Origin of the sequence: Leptothoe sp. EHU-05/26/07-4, from assembly GCF_043421015.1 — a bacterium.
Lineage (GTDB): Bacteria > Cyanobacteriota > Cyanobacteriia > Phormidesmidales > Phormidesmidaceae > Leptothoe > Leptothoe turfae.
Genome location: NZ_JAXSQV010000004.1, coordinates 1,215,645 through 1,233,364 on the forward strand (window position 1 = coordinate 1,215,645; position 17,720 = coordinate 1,233,364).

Here is a 17,720-nt window from a genome sequence, read left to right on the forward strand (position 1 = left end):
TCTCCACTTGTGAGAAATGACTTGTTTTAAGCGCTTACACTGAGCAGAATTCGTGGGTAGGGGCATTCCGGCTGCTGCAATTTACAGACGATTGCATTTTTTACCAATAGAAATTCTCATTGAGTCGTTCACTGTTGAGCTTGGCAATCTTCGTATCGTGTTTCAGTTTTAGTCAGCCCATGTTATCTAATCAACCTGATGTCAATGCGTTGACTCGGCTGCGGTCGATACTATTGGGCCTGGGGACACTGATACTGGTGTTGGGGGGCTGGCAATGGGGCTCGCAGCAGTACAGTCGCGTGATCTTGCCTGCCCCGATTGAGGTGGCCGTTGTTTTGCGATCGCTTCTCTTAGAAAGACGACTGTGGGCTGCGATCGCAGCCACTAGTCTGCATGTCCTGGTCGGATTTATCCTGGCCTTGGGCATTGGCGGTCTGTTGGGACTGGCCGCGGGTCGTCAGTCCTGGGTTCGTCCAGCACTCACCCCTGTCGCCATTGCCCTGCTAGGTACACCCCCCATCGCCTGGTTAATGTTGACAATGGTGTGGTTTGGTCTGGGCCACGCCAACTCAATTTTTACCGTGGCAATTACGGTGGGACCCATGGTGTTTGCTGGAGTAGTCAATGCAGTGATGACCCTTGACCCCAACCTAGTAGACGTCGCCCAGGTGTATCAGCTGTCCGGTACATCGCGATTTCAGTCACTCTATTGGCCCCATTTGGTGTCGCGGCTATTACCGTTACTCGTGACCGGATTAGGCCTCGCCTGGCGCGTGTCGATCATGTCTGAGGTGTTGGCCACGCCCACCGGCATTGGCGCTGAACTCAATACCGCCCGCGCCAATCTAGATACAGCGGAAGTGATGGCCTGGATCGTGATTACCATTGGCTTGGTTCTGGCCTCCGACACACTGCTGCGACGACTGCAACAACAGCTTCTACCCTGGCAACAACCGGCTAAACCCCTGGGATGGTGACAATGATGCAACTGCTGGATAACATCTATCGCTCTTATAGATCCCGGCTAATCTTGGAGGCCATTCATCTGAGCGCTGGGCCTGGGGAAATTGTGGGGATTATGGGGCCTTCTGGCTGTGGTAAAACCACACTCCTTAATGTGTTAGCAGGCTTGCTGTTGCCAACAACAGGGACCGTTGGCAGCATATCCATGGCGACCGCCTATGTCTTTCAAGAACCCCGGCTTTTTCCCTGGTATACAGTCATCGAGAATATTGCCCTGGGGTTAAAAGCTAAAGGCATCAGTCGACAACAGCAGCTGCAACAGGCCCAACAGTTGGCAAAAACTGTCGGGTTGTCGGAGGCTATGTTCCTGTACCCACCTCAGCTCAGTGGCGGCATGAAACAGCGGGTAAATTTGGCCAGGGCATTTGCCATCAACCCCCAACTGCTCCTGCTAGATGAGCCATTTAGTTCCCTCGATATTGGCACACGTCAGCAGCTACAACAACTGGTGGTGACTTGGGTACAACGACATCGGGCAATGGCTATTTTAGTGACCCACGACCTGGCGGAAGCGGTGACAATGGGCGATCGTCTCCTGGTGCTTTCCCGATGTCCGGCCCACATTGTCTATAACTGGCACAATGAGCGCCCACCCCATCAGCGGGATCCGGCTTACATCTACCAAACCCTTTCAGCGCTACAAACTCTGCCTGAAATTGCCGCTAGTTTTAATCTCAAAACCGTCAATCTCTCAACCATCAGGAATGTTATCCCATGACTTACAACCGCCGTCAGTTTTTCCAGTTAATGACAGCTAGCCTCGGCCTGTCAATTGCCGCTGGCTGTGGACGACCCACCACCAACGGCGGACTGTCATCCCTAGGCATCGGTGGATCGCCAATTTTGTTAACAATTCCCCTGGCCTACTTAGTTGAGCATAGTCGCTTGCGGGATGCGATCGCAGACATTGATTTTTTTGCTATACGCAACCATGACCAAATGAAGGCATTACTAGCTTCGGGGCAGGGACAGATCACTGCCAATCCCACCTTGCTCGCAGCAGGCCTCTATCAACAAGACATACCGATTAAACTACTGAACGTAATGGTATGGGGTAACATTTATGTGCTATCGGCTGATGGAGGACTTAGCCAGTGGGAAGACCTGCGCGGTAAATCAGTGCTGATTCCATTTAAGGGGGGAATGCCAGAAATGATCTTCCGCTTTCTCTCTATCCAATCAGGATTAGAGCCGGACCAGGACCTCACCATTCAGTCCACCCAGGACTTTCAGAGTACTGCTCAGCTGTTATTGACAGGTGCAGCCGATGTGGGAGTATTCTCTGAGCCCCATGCCAGTAATGTTGTTGCCAAGGCCCAACAGCAAGATTTAGAACTCTTCTACAATTTAGACTTTAAAGAAACCTGGAGTCAGGTAACAGGACAATCGGCCCGTTTTCCTCAAGCAGGAATATCTGCCCTCAGCAACTTTGTGGATAACAATCCTGATGTGGTGACATTGATACAAACAGAATTGCGTGATTCCCTTGATTGGATTCAACAAAATCCCACTGATGCTGCAGAGCTGGGAGCTAAATACATGGACACCCCCGCTTCTGTAATCGCACAATCCCTCAAAACCAATCAGTTTGAATATGTACCTGCGATGGAAGCCCGCCCCGAGCTAGAGGTATTTTATCAGGCACTCATGCAGGTCAATCCTAAGTTGCTCAAAGGTCAGCTTCCGGATGTAGAGTTTTATGCAGAGAGCTAACTTCAATGATAAAGATTCAGACAGATGTTGATTGTAAAATGTACCTCACTTCATAGTGTTTCACATAAAAATCATTTTAATTTTGCCATTAACATTTACTTGACATGTATCAATAAAAAGGATGACAGCTTATTGATACGGATCATGCATTGATTTTGAGCAAAAGTCGGATAGAGAGACTATTTTTTATACCTATTACTACTTAATAAACATCTTTTCAAACTTTATTTTTTTTTATAAAGGTTCTATAAAGCCTCCGGGATACTATATATTTAGCTGTCAAAAGCTTTAAAGTGATAGCGTAATCCTTGCCTTATTGTTTTTTAGGGCATTATTGTCGTCTGCTGAGTACGTGTATCCTCCCGAAAACCTGGGGGCTTTATACATTGGAACCGCTCAAAGCGGCAATGGAGATGAGAGACAACTATCTCGATCTCTTTGTATCTTAGGGCTTATATTCTGTGAGTTTTGAGATGTTTTAACTTTAAGACTGATTGAACTATTAAGCTGGATAACTCTCCTGGCTCTGCTGGGAGGATATGTTAATTAAATTAGAGACTACTTTGAAACAAGGAGAAATCTGGATATCAAAGCCTACCTTATAGTAATAAATGCATCTAAAGTGACCATAAACTCGTTTGATTTTAAGCGGATGAGATAATTAAACAAGGCTTCAAGGACTTTTAAAGCAGCCTCTTACATAGCTTTTCTGAAGGATAAAGCGTCTACAAAGTCATTTTGATAGTTTACAGAGCGTGCTTTAGGATGATATTTGATTTTCAAGACTTTCCATCGGGAAGCAACATTGATTGTGACATTTGCATTGTAGGGGCAGGAGCAGCTGGTATTGCACTGGCCTTAGAGTTGGCTAAAACTTCATTAGATATTGTCCTTTTAGAAAGCGGTGGACGCTTTTCTGAATCAGACACTCAGGCCCTATATGACAGTGAAATTATTGGCCTAACCCACCTGGGTATTCATCAGGGACGCCACCGTATTCTAGGCGGTTCAACCGTACGTTGGAGTGGGCAAAGTTTACCGCTAGAACCAATTGATTTTGAGAGAAGAGACTGGGTGCCCTTTAGCGGTTGGCCCCTCAGTCGTCAAGAGCTTGATCCATTTTACCGGCAAGCAGAAGCGGTCATGCACCTTGGTAACTACGAATATGGTCAAGATGCCTGGCAACGATTAGGACTCAACCCTCCTAAGTTTGAACCTGACAAAATTGGGACCCTGGTTTCTAAATATACGTACAAGAGTAATTTTTTTGAGACTTATCGCCAAAAGTTACAACAGTCACCTGGCCTTCGGGTGTTACAGCATGCCAATGCGGTGCAACTGGTGACTAATCCCATCGGTACAAAAATAGAAGAAGTACAGATTCGGACATTGACAGGTAAGACTGGAACTGTCCGGGCGGCAACAACCATTGTTTGTTGTGGAGGGATTGAGAGTGCACGGTTACTCTTAGTTTCTAATCAGGTTTGTCCGACAGGGTTGGGCAACCAACATGATCTAGTTGGACGATTTTTTCAGGACCATGTGGACTGTTATTCAGCAGAGATTGTCACTAAAAAGCCGCGTCAGTTACAGAGATTATATAGTTGGCATCGTCGACGAGATGCTTATTACTATCCTAAAATCCCCTTAGCAGAAGCTGTTCAAAGAGAAAAACAAGTTTTAAATGTAATAGGTGATTTATTTTTTCAACCTTCACAGGATGATGGCTTGCGTGTTCTGCTGGGTCTATTAGGTAAGGAACCCAGCCTGGAGACTGCTCGAAGGAGTCAGCTAAAATCACTGCTACGAGATTTGCCGTACCTTGCTTTCAATGCATATCAATACGGTGTTTTACGACACAATCCAGTTTATACCCGGAGTCGTATTTTATTGCGGTGCCATAGCGAACAATCACCTGACCCAACCAGTCGTATTACGCTCAGTGCTGAGAAAGATGCCTTAGGCATCCCTAAGGCACAATTAGATTGGCAGTTGACAGATAATTGTCGAGAGAGCATTTATGAGTTTACAAAAACTGTGGCTGGTGAGTTTCTCCGTTTGGGTTTAGGAGAAGTCAAGGTTTTTGATTGGGTAAGTAAGGCAGAGGAGCAATGGACTGAGAATATTTGGGACACATATCACCATATGGGAACAACGCGGATGGCTGATAATCCGACGATGGGGGTGGTTGATCGAAACTGTCAGGTGCACGGAGTTGAAGGGCTGTATGTCGTGAGCAGTTCGGTATTTCCCACATCTGGATCATCGAATCCGACTCTGACGATCTTGGCATTGGCTATACGATTGGCAGATCGGTTGAAGAGCTTACAATCCAGATGATAGAGTCCCACTGAGTTGTAATTATCTGAGCCTCTTGAGCATCTTGAGACTTATATTTTTGGTCATATACTTTGCTTAAACCTTTGGCTACCCCACGATAAAGCTTGAATAAATCCTGATACCAACCTGCATCAAATCCACCCATATATACTTAGATGAAAATACTTAGATGACAATTAACTAGGGTGGTTCATTTATGAGATTGATTTGAAATGTTTCAGCCCCAAAAATTAAACCAAACTTCTATTTTTTCAAAATTAAAAAACAGCCCAAAGAACCTTCACAGTATCCTGACAATTATCGGTCTCTTGATTGGACTCTGGTATCTCCCTGCATGGTTCTTGGGTTTCCTGGATAAAGGTCTGCAAAGCACCTATGGCTTCACCCTTGCTGCTTTCTTTGTGTGTTTTGGACTTTACCATCTATGGAGACAAAGGAAACAGATTACTCAGCTTAAAGCCACTCATACAGAACGTCGTCTCGGGCATTTTTTAATTCTGGGTGGTGTTCTTTTGTTTCCAATTTGTCGATTTGCCCTATGGTCCCAAGCTATCCTTTGGGCCTCCATCCTCATTGGAATTGCCCTTTCTAACTGGGGCTGGCAGTTCTATCGGCAGCAGCCAATTATCGTATTATCCTTTCTGGTCACGGTTTACCCCCGACCGGCAGCAGCGGCTCGTAGCCTCTGGGAAGCCTTCACCCCTTACGAATATTTAGAGCGAGTCATGGCTCATGCAGGAGCTTGGGCTTTGCGATTGTTTAATTGGCCTGCGACCGCCTCAGAATCGTTTGTCAACGTTCCCCAAGGCTCAGTGGATGTGTATTGGGATTGCAACGGCTTTGACATGGCCCTGACCGTCATCGCCGCTAGCCTAGTTATCGGTCTGCTTAGGAAACAAAGCCGCTTACAAATTCTCAGCTTCATGGGGGTTGGCATCGTGACTGCCCTGCTATTCAATATCCCTAGGGTTATGCTCATGACTATCGCCCTGGTTCATTGGGGAGACCGGTGGCTCAACTTCTGGCAAGGTCCCTTGGGCAGTCAACTCTTTTCTGGTTGCGTCCTTGCAGCCTATTATTTGATCGTCACTAACATCACTCCTAAAACTGTCTAAGTCTTTACTAACCGAAACGCTACGCCTAATCCATCTCCTGAAGAAAACCTACGAGGAGAGTTTTACCTTAACTTCTTAGGCAAGACTACGACACATATTCGCTGTACTGTTCAGTAGCTTCATCATCAAGCATAGCAAGGTTATTGCCAAGCGATATCTCCCATGCCCAACCTCAGAACAACAGATTGCGAGACATTGTTGATCTTCGGTAAATTTAATCTGAAAAATACAGATGCAGTGTAATCCTGCCAGATCGATTTATCCCCTAAATCAGTGGTGACTGACGATTGAGAAAAATCAATATCCATCGCCCCAGGAAGCCGCAGGCGTTGAAGCAGCTGCTTCGTTAATGCTAGGTGCAGCTTCTCTTGCCTCAACAAATCTGTTGGTAGAAATGGATTCCACATTTGCCGGTAAGACGACATCAGATTTATAGAAACAAGCAAACTGCCCATTAACTAGATTAGAAAGCCTGCTAAAGTCAGCATTCGCTACTTCTATTCTCCGCTCTCCATCAGCAAAGATCGCACCGTGAAAACAACCTAAATAGGCAAACTTTTCACCGCCTAAGCAGTAGAATCGTGCCCCCACTAAGTAGGTATGGCTAAAGTCCGTTGCCTCAGACGTCACTGTTGAACTGAAGTCAACGCCAGACAAATTGGCTCCTGTGAGGATAGCGTTTGACAAGTTAGCACCGTTGAAACTGGACTTGGCTAAATTCGCTCCAGTAAATTTACAGTCCTTTAAATTCGCTGCTGTAAAGTTAGCACCTTCTAAATTGCAACCGGTAAAGTCAGTCCCTGTTAAGTCGGCTTGCTTAAAGTTGGCTCGACTTAAATTTGCCCCTTTGCCAACAGCGGTTGGTTGATATTCCGTTATCGGTTGCTTAATGGGGATAACAGTCTGAAATTTATATCCTCGTCCTTCTACTAGAACAAAACGGCTGTTATTGATGACCGTTGGGTGGTTATCATCCAGGGCATCAGCGTTTAGGCCAGGATAGTGGCCAATAAATGTGGATGCACTTACCTGGGCTCCAGACAGTAAAACACCCATATGCTCACTATCGGTCGCAAACGATGTATTCATTGGATCTCTATCCAGATGACCACCAACGATCAGGTTTTGAGTTAATGAAGCGCTTATCAGGCTGATATTCTCAGTTCCTTCGATAACAATAACCTTTTTGGTTCCATAGTTGGCCTGTGGCTGCGAATGAACTGCATTGACAGGATTTAGCTTGAGAGTTTCAGGGTTTTCCATTTGATTTGCTGGCGGTAGCTACAGCTATGTAGAGGCTAACGCGTAGGTCAGCCCGCTAAGCGGATTCCGTATCCCCGGATTTTAGCTAGCAAATTTGCGTAGTAACACCCATATTCACAGAACTTATATCTGATATGGATATGGTTTGAATTGAGATAGCCGAAACTATAGGCGTAGAGCGATATCTATTCATCAAGTGTCACATTGAAATCAGGTCGTACCCTTGGAAGCTGCCAGTAAAGTCCCAGGGACTCGATATTTCTGCCATCGGGTACTAGTCACTCAACGCTGAACAGCTAGTTATATAGTGAGCGTATTTTCAAAAGGAAACGGCAATGTCACTTTTTGGAGCAATCGAGGCGGGCGGTACCAAGTTTGTCTGTGCAGTGGGAACGAGTCCTGACGATCTGCGAGCAGAGATGCGGATTCCAACGACAACTCCAGCAGAGACTATTGCTCAAGTGATCGATTTTTTTCGTCAACAAATATCGCAACTTGGACCGTTAACAGCAATTGGAATTGGCGCGTTTGGTCCGGTTGATATCCATACTGATTCACCTACATTTGGCTGGTTTCTCGATACCCCCAAGCCAGGCTGGCAACAGATCGAGTTGGCCGGAGTACTAACGCGTGAGTTGGCAACCCCGATTGGGTTTGACACAGATGTTAATGCCGCAGCGTTAGGTGAGTACCACTGGGGTCATGGTCAAGGATTTGAGACTTTTTTGTATTTAACCGTAGGGACAGGCATTGGCGGTGGCGCAGTCGTCAATGGTCAACTGGTGCACGGGCTGCTGCATCCTGAAATGGGTCATATTCGGATTCCCCACGATCTATCTGCCGATCCGTTTCCGGGAGCTTGCCCGTTTCATCAAGATTGTTTAGAAGGATTGGCCTCTGGATTTGCCATTGAAAAACGTTGGCAACAGAAGGCGGCATCGCTTCCAATTGACCACCCAGCCTGGGCACTAGAAGCCCACTATTTGGCGGTGGGCTTGGTTAACTTTATGCTTATGTTCTCACCGGAACGGATCATCCTGGGTGGGGGGGTGATGGAGCAAACGCAGCTGTTTCCGCTGATCCGTTTGCAAGTGCGTCAACAGATGAGTGCCTATCTCAAAGTGCCAAGGATTATGAATGACATTGATGCCTACATCGTTCCGCCAAAGCTTGGTGGCAAAGCGGGTATCGTGGGTGCATTTGTCCTTGCCCAGCAGGCGGCCAAAGTATCCAGCTAGCGTGTCGATGATACTTTGTACACCAGCAGGCGAATCTTTCTTATGAGCACTAATGATTGGATGTGAGGGGTGTCCTTCTAGGCTACTGTGTATACACATCTAGAAGATAATGTCCCAAAAGGTAGACATAGCCTTGAATTGGCCCTCATCCTAAATCCTTCTCCCTGGGGGCGAAGGACTTTGAGACTAGACCCCCCTTCTCCCTCAGGGAGTAAGGGGTTGGGGGATGAGGGCTCGAAATCTAGAGCCAGCTCTCCGATTTATGTATACACGGTAGGTCCTTTTAGGAGGCCCTGTCCCAAACAACAAAGTGGTTACAATTTTGTAAAATCCCAAAGAAGCTAGTTTTCTTGTTCTCTTGGGAGCAGACCATCTTGCACATGAATAATACGATGGGTTTGTGCGGCGATATCGGGTTCATGGGTCACAATGATGACGGTAATTCCTTGGCTGTTGAGTTCGCTAAGGAGCGTCATTACTTCGTAAGACGTTTGGGTATCGAGTGCACCCGTGGGTTCGTCAGCCAGGACCAATGCTGGTCGATTGACGAGGGCTCGTGCGATCGCAACCCGCTGCTGTTGTCCCCCAGAGAGTTGGCTGGGTCGATTACCCATGCGATCGCCCAATCCCACTCGAGTCAATGCTGATTCTGCTTGTTTTCGCCGCTGGCGACGACTCACCCCTGCATAAACCATCGGCAGCATGACATTTTCTAATGCGGTTGAGCGAGACAGCAGATTAAACTGCTGGAATACAAAGCCAATGCGCTGATTGCGAATATAGGCCAGACCTTCGTTGCTTAGCGTGGTCAAGTTTTGTCCTTCTAGAACATAGTGGCCAGCAGACGGACGATCCAGACAGCCGATAATATTCATCAGGGTAGATTTCCCGGAACCTGAGGCTCCCATAATCGAGACATAATCACCTTCTTCAATGGTCAGATCAATCCCCTTGAGTACGGGGACATTCACTTCACCCAACTGATAGGTTTTGCGGATGTCTTCCATCCAAATCATGGCGGCCATAGTGGTCACTCTTTTACTAAGAGAACAAAATTTTAAGCTCTACTATTGGACGTACAGATGTTCCATGGAACGTCTCTCCAGCATTACTTTTTGGACCTGATAAAATCCTTATCCCTAATCACTTCTTAAGGCAATAATCGGGTCTAATTTCGCAGCACTGCGGGCGGGAATCACACCGGCTACGATCCCGATCATAAAAGAAAGACCCACCCCTAAAACAATCGCCCAGAGAGAAATTACAAAGGGAAAGTCAAATAGTGTGGCGGCGATCCGGGCAATCGCTACCCCCAGCCCCACGCCTAAGCCTCCACCCACAGCCGAAATTGAGATTGCCTCTGTCAAAAACTGACTCAAAATCGCCTGATTTGTTGCCCCGACTGCTTTACGAATGCCGATCTCTCGGGTGCGCTCTACCACCGATACCAGCATAATGTTGGCAATACCAATGCCGCCTACGACCAGGGAAATGGCTGCGATCGCAACCACCATAATCGTAAACAAACCCACCGTGCTGGTCAGTGTCTCCACCAAATCAGCAGCACTCACAATCCGAAAATCATCTTCATCCCCCCTGGCGGGATAAATGTTATGACGCACTCGCAACAAGTTTGTAATCTGGAAATCAGCCGCTTCTAACTGGTCTTGCTCAGTCACTTTGATCGAAATACCCTGAACGGCAATCCCGCTCAGGGCGTTGTTGCCAACCAACCGAGCGGACATATTGGTAAGTGGCACATAGATCTGTTCGTCAGGATTCTCTCGACCCTGGGCCCCCTTCTCATTGGCAATCCCAATCACGCTATACCGCTGTCCTTGAATGCGAATGTTTTTGCCAATAGCAGTACCGCTATCAAATAATTCATCCTCCACCGTTGGCCCCAATATCGCCACTGGCTGAGCGGCTGTCAGTTCATCTAGGGTGAAAAAACGTCCCGACTGCAGTGTAATGTTATTCACCTCTGCATAATTTGTATCCGTGCCCAAGACGGTTGTAGACATATTATTTTGGGCATAAACCACTTGAGTCGTTTGCTGCAGATAGGCCGTCACCGTTCCAGCAGATAACACCTGGGACTCAATCGCCTGGGCATCGCTCCAGGTGAGCGTGGTGGCACTGCCACTACCCTGGCTGACGTTGCCGGTATTTGCAGCCCCGGCCCGCACCTGCAAAAGATCTGCGCCCAGCCCCTGTAAATTTGCTTCTGTAGCAGACTGCACCCCTTGCCCTACGGAGGTGACCGCAATTACGGCGGTGATGCCGATGATGACACCTAACATGGTTAAGGCCGTGCGCAATTTGTTGCTCCAGAGAGCTGCGATCGCTATTGCCAAGATTTCCGCCATAGAAATTGATGGCAGGTAGGTTAAACGTGCTTGAATCTTAACCACCAGGACCTCCTCTCGGCGTAACGCTAGGGCCATCACCAGAGCCTCCCCCCGGTATCAAAGGTGGACCGCCCCGATTTTGTCGATTTTCAGGTAATCCCTGAGCCGCACTCAACACAATTTTTTCATTCCCCGAAAGTCCTGCAATCACCTCCGTTTGCTCATCGACTGTTAATCCAGTTTCAATCGGCTGAAATCGAGGCACCCCCTCTGCTGTCAGCACCAGCACACCTTCTCCCTGCTCTTCTCTCACAACGGCAACGGTTGGCACCACCATTACATCAGTCAATTCACCGGCTTGAAATTCAATATCTACATTCATCCCAGGCCGTAGCTCTCTCTGAGCGGCTTCAGAAAGATTGACCCGCACCTCAAAACTGGTCACATTAGAACTGACCGTTGCCTGCTCTGCGACTTGGACTACGGTCCCTTCAAACCGTCGATCTGGGTAGGCATCGGCTCTGATACTGGCCAATTGCCCCGATTGAATCTGAGCAATATCAGTCTCTGCTACGTTAGCAACAACCTGATAATTAAAGGCTAAAGAGAGAATCGATGACGACGATGATGACGATGTTTCACTGGCGGCAGTTGATGGAGAAACAAAATCTCCTGGGTCAGCATAACGGGCAGTGACAATCCCGCTAAAAGGGGCCCGAATCACCGTATCTTCAATCTGAGTCTTGATCGTGGTCAAAGCACCTTCTGCTTGTATCACGGCTGCTTCCGCCTGCGCGATCTCTTCTTGACGACTGCCTATCTGACTGAGATTCAGCGCCTGCTGTGCACTTCTTACCTCGGCCTGAGCCGTATCGCGAGCCGTTCGGTAGCTCGTTGTTTCTTGCGCAGAGATTGCTCCCTGGGTGTAAAGGGACTCATAGCGGCGTAGCTCTTCTTCCGCCTGATTTAAGTTGGCTTCGGCACTGGTCAGGGTAGCCTCGGCCTGGGCAATCTCTTGGGGACGGTTACCAGCGACGAGCATAGCCAAATTCGCTTGGGCCGAGGCGAGCTGTCCCTGGGCCTGCATCAGTTGCCCCTGGAGATCAGAATCATCCATATAGGCTAAAACTTGGCCTATTTCTACCGCGTCACCCTCAGCAACAGTCACTTGTTCCAGACGTTCTGAGGTTTTAGGGCTGACATTGGTCAGTTGCTCAGGCTCAACAGTTCCGTTGGCCACCACTGTAATTGGGAGCGTCGCGGTTTCAACGGTCACTGTCTGCGTTTGCGTCTGTTCCTGCTGCTTTGGTACCAGCACAAACTGTCGATAGAGCAGATAACTACCCCCTGTGAGCAAGCTGAATATGAGGAGGCCTGCGGCACTTTGGGCGAGGCGATGTTTCGCTGGATGCTTGAAAGTGGTTTCTACCTGAGGGAGAGAAATACACTCAGAGGATTGGGGCAACTGCAAACTCATGGGAGTAGCTCTAATTTATACCCCTACGTTATTAGGCCTAAGTCTATTTGCAATCTATCGAAGGTCACCATTGAACCATGTCGATGGTCACGTGATCTATCCAACTAAATGACCGTAAACTCCACCACCATATCGTTAAAGTCCCGATCACCCAGACCGCTCAAGTCTTCAAAGCCAAAGGTGTTATCTCCTAGTAGTCTGGCATGGTCATTACTGCTGTCATTCGCCCCAGCATGGCTAAAGTAAACGTTGTTTGTGGTTGGATCACCGCCACCCGCCACTAAGAAGATTCCTAAGAACCCACCAGCGGTAATCTCTACAGAGAACATACTTGCCTGGCCATTCTCACTGGTAAGTTCCACGTCCAAACGATTAGCTAAAGCCGCTTCTTTATATCCAGCCTCTCCCGGTCGCAGAATATTGCTGGTTAACGTGTCGCGAATACCGCCATCAATTAAGTCAGTAGCATAAAAACCCACCATATTATCCATCGCTGCTTCACGATAGATCGAAAAGTCAACGTTGACTAACCCTGTTTGGCCAGTGAGATCAATGGCAGCGGCATCATTGACTAACAGATTTGTTGTTGCGGTTTGGGTGAATGTTTCCACCGTGAATTGGGTGCCTTCACCAAAATCGAGAGAAACTTCCGTAGCGGTGATTGTTGTTGCTGTTGCCAGATGGGTTGTACCATTGACCACTAACTGAAACTCTAACAACTGTCCCTCGTTCACTCGGTTCGCATCAATACTAAAGGCAGGCATGTAGGCTTCAGGCAATTGGCCACCTTCCAGCAGAAAAAAGCTGCTTATTTGGGTACGGTTGGTACCCTCTACATCAAAGATCCGAATCTCACCCACCTCAGAGATATTCACCTTGTCCACATGCAGGCGTATAGTATTGTCACTGCCCAGTCCAGTAATTTCTAAACCTGATACCGGCGTCAACAGCGGAGGATTATTGGGTGTTGTTGTATCATTAGTTAGAGTGTACGTCTCATCGGTCTCAGGCTCAGTGGTAGGCAATGCATTGCCAATGGGGTCGGTAATATCTTGACTAGCCGAGAGATCTAGCCCAACAGTACCGTTAAAGTTGGCAAGATTCCCACCAGAAACAGTAATGTCATAGGCTGTGGCGCTAATAGCCGTAATACCTGTGACTGTCGCTGTAGAGCCACCCGTAACATTAAAGTCAGCAGCCGTAATATTTTGAATGCTCTCACTAAAGGTGACACGAAACACCAGACTATCTGCATCAGTTGCTGGCGTAGCTGGCGTTTGGCGTACAATGCTCAACAAAATTGGAGCCAGGTCTCGATCAAACGCTGTCAAGGCAGAATCAGCCGCACTCACCACAAAGACTTGCTGATTGTCAGGACTAACAGCAACGCCAATAGCGCCTGCTAATTCATCAGCACCATTCACACCATCTTGATCCTGAATCACTTGATTGACCGTTAAGCGACCATTGGCGTCACGGTCAAAAATTGTTATGGCATTGTCACCATAACTAGTGACAAATACCTGCCGTCCATCGGGGCTGATGGTAACACCCGTAAACCCGCTAACACCAGGAATACCAGTTCCCTGGGTGCCACCAAATAATTCAGCACCATTGTCACCATCAGTGACCACTTGCGCAAAGCTCAGGGTGCCGTCGGCATTGCGATCAAAGACAGTGATGGCGGCGTCCACAGCACTGGTAACATACACCTGATTACCATCAGGGCTGACGACTACACCTGAGGCCCCAAATAGCTGTTCGGCACCGTTTTGACCATCCTTAATCGCTTGGCGAAAGGTCAAATTACCAGACGCATCTCGATTAAAAACAGTAATGGCAGCATCATCTCGACTGGTAACAAAAACCTGACTGCCGTCTGGACTAATGGCCACACCTGACGCTCCAAACAGTTCAGCCGCTCCCCCAATACCGTCGGCAATGGCTTGGCGAAACGTCAGATTACCAGTCTCGTCGCGGTCAAATACGGTAATGGCAGAGTTCACTAAGCTGACCACAAAGACTTGGCTACCATCCGGGCTAACCGCTACATCGATGGCCCCTTCCAAGGTATTGATATTGTCACGACCATCCTTCAACAGTTGCTGCTCCGTGAGATTGCCATCACCATCACGGCTAAACACCATTAAGGAATGGTCTCCAGTGCTGGCAACAAAGACTTGACTGCCATCGGGACTTACCGTTACCCCAAAAGCGCCAAACAGTTCCTCCACCTCAAAGCTATCTCGGATAACCTGGCTAAAGTTCAGATTGCCAAACGCGTCCAGATTAAATACGGTCAGTGAAGCATCAACTGCACTGGTGACAAACACCTGGGTACCATCGGGGCTGACGGTTACTCCAGATGTACCAAAGAGTCTATTCAGGTTTGGATCGCCATCGCCAATGTCACCATCTTTAATATCTTGCTGAAATGTGAGCACCAGGGTAGCTGCATAGGTGTCAAACACCTGTTGCTGGAAGGTTTGTGCAGCAACAGGCGGCCATTGCCCATTGCCCACTGTCTGGGCTGAGGCAGTGACAACAGCGCCCGTTAATGCAGCCAGTTTGCTGACAAACTCCATACCAGCGTCGCCTGCAGCCACCTGACACGCTAATAGGGTTAGCCGTGAAGCATCCGCATTTCTAAACCAGCCTTGGAGATATCGAGCATACTGGCCCAGATTGCTTAGCTCCAGTTTGTCTGCACCCAGCTGTAGCTCGCCGGGAGCACCGTGGGCCACCAGGGTGAGCGCTGCCGTTGGCCGCTGACATATCAGCTCACTGATCTGCTCAATGCCATCACGGTCTGGGTCAAGTACGTGGGCGCTAACACCGGGTCGCAGACCAGTTAGCAACAGTGACAGGTCATCCACACGACTGTCAAAAATGACAATCGATGTCTCATCCATGGGGACCTGCTGCCCCATGGGCTGACGGTTATCAGACTTGGCGTTAGGCAGAGAGGAGGTCATAGGGGCTTTTTTACAAACTGAAGGCGATAAATTTAAGGAGAAATATAGGTTTAGGCTGGGTTCACTGGGGCACCTAAAAGAACGATGTTTTCCTTATCAAGATGTCCAGTGATCACAACAGTCGTCAGCATCCTGAATCATGTGCTAAGCAAACCAACATTAAAGATTCATGGGCCTTTACGAGCCCCACAAAATTTCGTTCTGAGCGAGACCAAAGGCCTGGATCTTGTGCTGAATACAGGTAAAAATTCGTTCAATATGCCAATCGGCTGATTTTCCTGATGTATCAGGCTATTTGCTATATGATGTAGCCTGATCAACGGGACTCGTTCACCATGTTCTTAGATAGCGCTTTGCCTGTGCACAGTGTTTTGGCCACTGCTGCTACCGCTGTAGACCTGGTAACTGAAAATGAAGCCATCGAAGAGAATCTACGCCAGTTTTTACTGGTGCTCTCAGTATCTTTAGGGGTGGCTACACTGTCGCGGGTAGTCAGTTGGCTGCGGAATATTCCCTACACCCTACTGCTGTTGCTGGTCGGTTTAGGGTTGGCGGTCCTTAATGTGCGCCTGGTTAACCTGTCCCCTGAGCTAATTTTATTTATTTTCCTGCCGCCACTCCTGTTTGAAGCGGCCTGGAATATTAAATGGGAAAACCTCAAGCGCGACTGGGTACCCATTGTGCTCTATGCCGTTATTGGTGTGGTCATCTGCATCGGCGCACTACTTTGGGGATTGATCAACTTCGCAGGGGCCTCGTTGGCAACGGCGTTACTGGTAGGAGCAAGCTTATCGGCAACAGATCCGGTTTCGGTGGTTGCTTTATTTAGAGAGTTAGGGGTTAATAAACGACTCACCACACTGATGGAGGGAGAAAGTCTCTTTAATGATGGTGTGGCTGTTGTTGCCTTCAATCTTGTGTTGGGTATTGCCCTGGGTATAGAGCAATTTGATCTATCCGTTACGATTGCTCAGTTTTTGGTATTCACCGGTATTGCCGTGAGTACCGGAGCCTTAATTGGGTTTGGCATTTCGTTTTTAACTCAACGTTTTGACCTGCCTTTGGTGGAGCAGTCGTTAACCCTGGTATCGGCCTATGGTACCTACATCATTGCTGAGGAATTGGGGGGGTCTGGCGTCATTGCAGTAGTGACCACCGCATTGATTTTAGGCAATTTTGGCTCACGTATCGGCATGAACCCCCGCACCCGATTGGTCGTTTCAGAATTTTGGGAGTTTTTGGCATTTTTCGTCAACTCAATCGTCTTTTTACTGATCGGTGATCAGGTCCAGTTCAGCAGTCTGGGCAATTACTTAGACTCGATTTTGATTGCGATCGCATGCATGCTCTTAGCTCGTTTAATCAGCGTGTTTGGTCTGAGCTTTTTTAGCAATATGGTTACCCCCGACAACACAGACATTAGTTGGCAGGATCAAACAGTCCTCTGGTGGGGCGGGTTACGGGGCTCCGTATCAGTAGCATTGGCCCTGAGTGTCCCAACCATACTCGTCGAGCGAGAAGAGATTATCTCGATTGTTTTTGGGGTCATGCTATTCACGCTGTTGGTGCAGGGGTTAACAACAAAGCCTCTGTTAGAAGCCCTTAACCTGTTAGGAGATCAGCCCCTACGGCAAGAGTATATGCAAGGGGTGGCCCGACGAGTAGCCCTAAACCGAGTCATTAGCCGCATCAAAGAACTGATGGAACGACAAGAAGTTGATAACGAATTTGGCCGTTATCAATTAGCCCTAGTGGAAGGGCAAGTAAAAAAACTGCAAGAAGAAATGAAAAAGATGCAAACAAAGTATCCTGAATTACAGACATTTGCAGCGGAACAAGTAAAGGAGGAGCTATTGGCCATTGAATCAGATACCTATGCAGAGTTAATTCGGGCTGGGCAACTTAAGGATGAATTAGCACCATTACTCCAAGATGTTTTGACCGAATAGAATGATAGGCATTACTGAATTTTGGCAGGAGTTCAAACGACAAATGGCGTAGATTCGTTCCAGGGAATGGATGCTATACATTTCTAGGAACCATTTACCTACGGTGCCATCTGTAATTATGTATACTGCCCCCCAATAATTAAATTGAGTAAAGCAATAAATTTATAGTGAAACGGATCATGAGTCGTGAACTTTGTATATGGTTCTGGTGAATAGAATCGTGAAAATTATTGGCTAGGGATTTGCGCCATACCCGTGCTTTAAACAGATACCGCC

12 protein-coding genes are annotated in these 17,720 nt (G+C 47.9%); 7 read left to right on the top strand and 5 right to left on the bottom strand.

The genetic code is table 11. The features are described 5' to 3' along the window. The first annotated feature begins 179 nt into the window (after positions 1 to 179). The 5 genes from U2F10_RS18210 to crtC all read left to right on the top strand — a co-directional run bounded on the left by U2F10_RS18210 (position 180) and on the right by crtC (position 6,191). Positions 180 to 977, top strand: a complete 798-nt coding sequence (locus U2F10_RS18210; protein ID WP_490796254.1) for an ABC transporter permease — start codon at positions 180 to 182, stop codon at positions 975 to 977. Positions 978 to 979: 2 nt separating this feature from the next. Further along, complete coding sequence (locus U2F10_RS18215) at positions 980 to 1,741, top strand: ATP-binding cassette domain-containing protein (RefSeq protein ID WP_163670164.1); 762 nt, start codon at positions 980 to 982, stop codon at positions 1,739 to 1,741. Next, entirely contained in the window at positions 1,738 to 2,736 is a 999-nt protein-coding gene (locus tag U2F10_RS18220; protein WP_163670165.1) for an ABC transporter substrate-binding protein, read from the top strand. The genes U2F10_RS18215 and U2F10_RS18220 overlap by 4 nt, the downstream gene beginning before the upstream one ends. 765 nt (positions 2,737 to 3,501) lie before the next feature. Then, entirely contained in the window at positions 3,502 to 5,076 is a 1,575-nt protein-coding gene (locus U2F10_RS18225) for an FAD-dependent oxidoreductase (RefSeq protein ID WP_163670167.1), read from the top strand. 212 nt (positions 5,077 to 5,288) lie between these two features. Further along, the gene (gene crtC / locus U2F10_RS18230) at positions 5,289 to 6,191 is read left to right on the top strand and encodes a cyanoexosortase C (RefSeq protein WP_163670169.1); all 903 of its coding nucleotides are present in this window, start codon (positions 5,289 to 5,291) and stop codon (positions 6,189 to 6,191) included. A 297-nt stretch (positions 6,192 to 6,488) separates the two neighbouring features. Here crtC and U2F10_RS18235 read toward each other — a convergent pair whose 3' ends face one another. Further along, on the bottom strand, positions 6,489 to 7,454 hold the full coding sequence (locus U2F10_RS18235) for a pentapeptide repeat-containing protein (RefSeq protein WP_499872957.1): 966 nt from the start codon (positions 7,452 to 7,454) through the stop codon (positions 6,489 to 6,491). Positions 7,455 to 7,789: 335 nt separating this feature from the next. On the opposite strand from U2F10_RS18235, the gene U2F10_RS18240 reads away from it, so the two are divergent. After that, positions 7,790 to 8,692, top strand: coding sequence for an ROK family protein (locus U2F10_RS18240; RefSeq protein WP_163670173.1), 903 nt, complete (start codon positions 7,790 to 7,792; stop codon positions 8,690 to 8,692). Between the two features lie 341 nt (positions 8,693 to 9,033). On the opposite strand, the gene U2F10_RS18245 is transcribed toward U2F10_RS18240, so the two are convergent. From U2F10_RS18245 to U2F10_RS18260, 4 genes are all read right to left on the bottom strand, one after another. Continuing rightward, positions 9,034 to 9,717, bottom strand: a complete 684-nt coding sequence (locus U2F10_RS18245; protein ID WP_499872958.1) for an ABC transporter ATP-binding protein — start codon at positions 9,715 to 9,717, stop codon at positions 9,034 to 9,036. A 114-nt stretch (positions 9,718 to 9,831) separates the two neighbouring features. After that, the gene (locus U2F10_RS18250; protein ID WP_499873000.1) at positions 9,832 to 11,061 is read right to left on the bottom strand and encodes an ABC transporter permease; all 1,230 of its coding nucleotides are present in this window, start codon (positions 11,059 to 11,061) and stop codon (positions 9,832 to 9,834) included. 37 nt (positions 11,062 to 11,098) lie between these two features. Then, a complete protein-coding gene (locus U2F10_RS18255; RefSeq protein WP_499872959.1) occupies positions 11,099 to 12,520 on the bottom strand; it encodes an HlyD family secretion protein in 1,422 nt (473 codons plus the stop codon). A gap of 104 nt (positions 12,521 to 12,624) precedes the next feature. After that, positions 12,625 to 15,495, bottom strand: a complete 2,871-nt coding sequence (locus U2F10_RS18260) for a DUF4347 domain-containing protein (RefSeq protein ID WP_499872960.1) — start codon at positions 15,493 to 15,495, stop codon at positions 12,625 to 12,627. A gap of 335 nt (positions 15,496 to 15,830) precedes the next feature. Here U2F10_RS18260 and U2F10_RS18265 point away from each other — a divergent pair, with 335 nt between their 5' ends. Further along, positions 15,831 to 17,444: a cation:proton antiporter gene (locus U2F10_RS18265; RefSeq protein WP_499872961.1), complete on the top strand. Its 1,614-nt coding sequence runs from the start codon at positions 15,831 to 15,833 to the stop codon at positions 17,442 to 17,444. Positions 17,445 to 17,720: the final 276 nt, after the last annotated feature.

Bases quoted from the DNA above. Each gene is read 5' to 3' on its own strand.
- U2F10_RS18210 (WP_490796254.1), top strand. From the start codon at position 180: ATGTTATCTAATCAACCTGATGTCAATGCGTTGACTCGGCTGCGGTCG.
- U2F10_RS18215 (WP_163670164.1), top strand. From the start codon at position 980: ATGATGCAACTGCTGGATAACATCTATCGCTCTTATAGATCCCGGCTA.
- U2F10_RS18220 (WP_163670165.1), top strand. From the start codon at position 1,738: ATGACTTACAACCGCCGTCAGTTTTTCCAGTTAATGACAGCTAGCCTC.
- U2F10_RS18225 (WP_163670167.1), top strand. From the start codon at position 3,502: ATGATATTTGATTTTCAAGACTTTCCATCGGGAAGCAACATTGATTGT.
- crtC (WP_163670169.1), top strand. From the start codon at position 5,289: ATGTTTCAGCCCCAAAAATTAAACCAAACTTCTATTTTTTCAAAATTA.
- U2F10_RS18235 (WP_499872957.1), bottom strand. From the start codon at position 7,454: ATGGAAAACCCTGAAACTCTCAAGCTAAATCCTGTCAATGCAGTTCAT.
- U2F10_RS18240 (WP_163670173.1), top strand. From the start codon at position 7,790: ATGTCACTTTTTGGAGCAATCGAGGCGGGCGGTACCAAGTTTGTCTGT.
- U2F10_RS18245 (WP_499872958.1), bottom strand. From the start codon at position 9,717: ATGGCCGCCATGATTTGGATGGAAGACATCCGCAAAACCTATCAGTTG.
- U2F10_RS18250 (WP_499873000.1), bottom strand. From the start codon at position 11,061: ATGGCGGAAATCTTGGCAATAGCGATCGCAGCTCTCTGGAGCAACAAA.
- U2F10_RS18255 (WP_499872959.1), bottom strand. From the start codon at position 12,520: ATGAGTTTGCAGTTGCCCCAATCCTCTGAGTGTATTTCTCTCCCTCAG.
- U2F10_RS18260 (WP_499872960.1), bottom strand. From the start codon at position 15,495: ATGACCTCCTCTCTGCCTAACGCCAAGTCTGATAACCGTCAGCCCATG.
- U2F10_RS18265 (WP_499872961.1), top strand. From the start codon at position 15,831: ATGTTCTTAGATAGCGCTTTGCCTGTGCACAGTGTTTTGGCCACTGCT.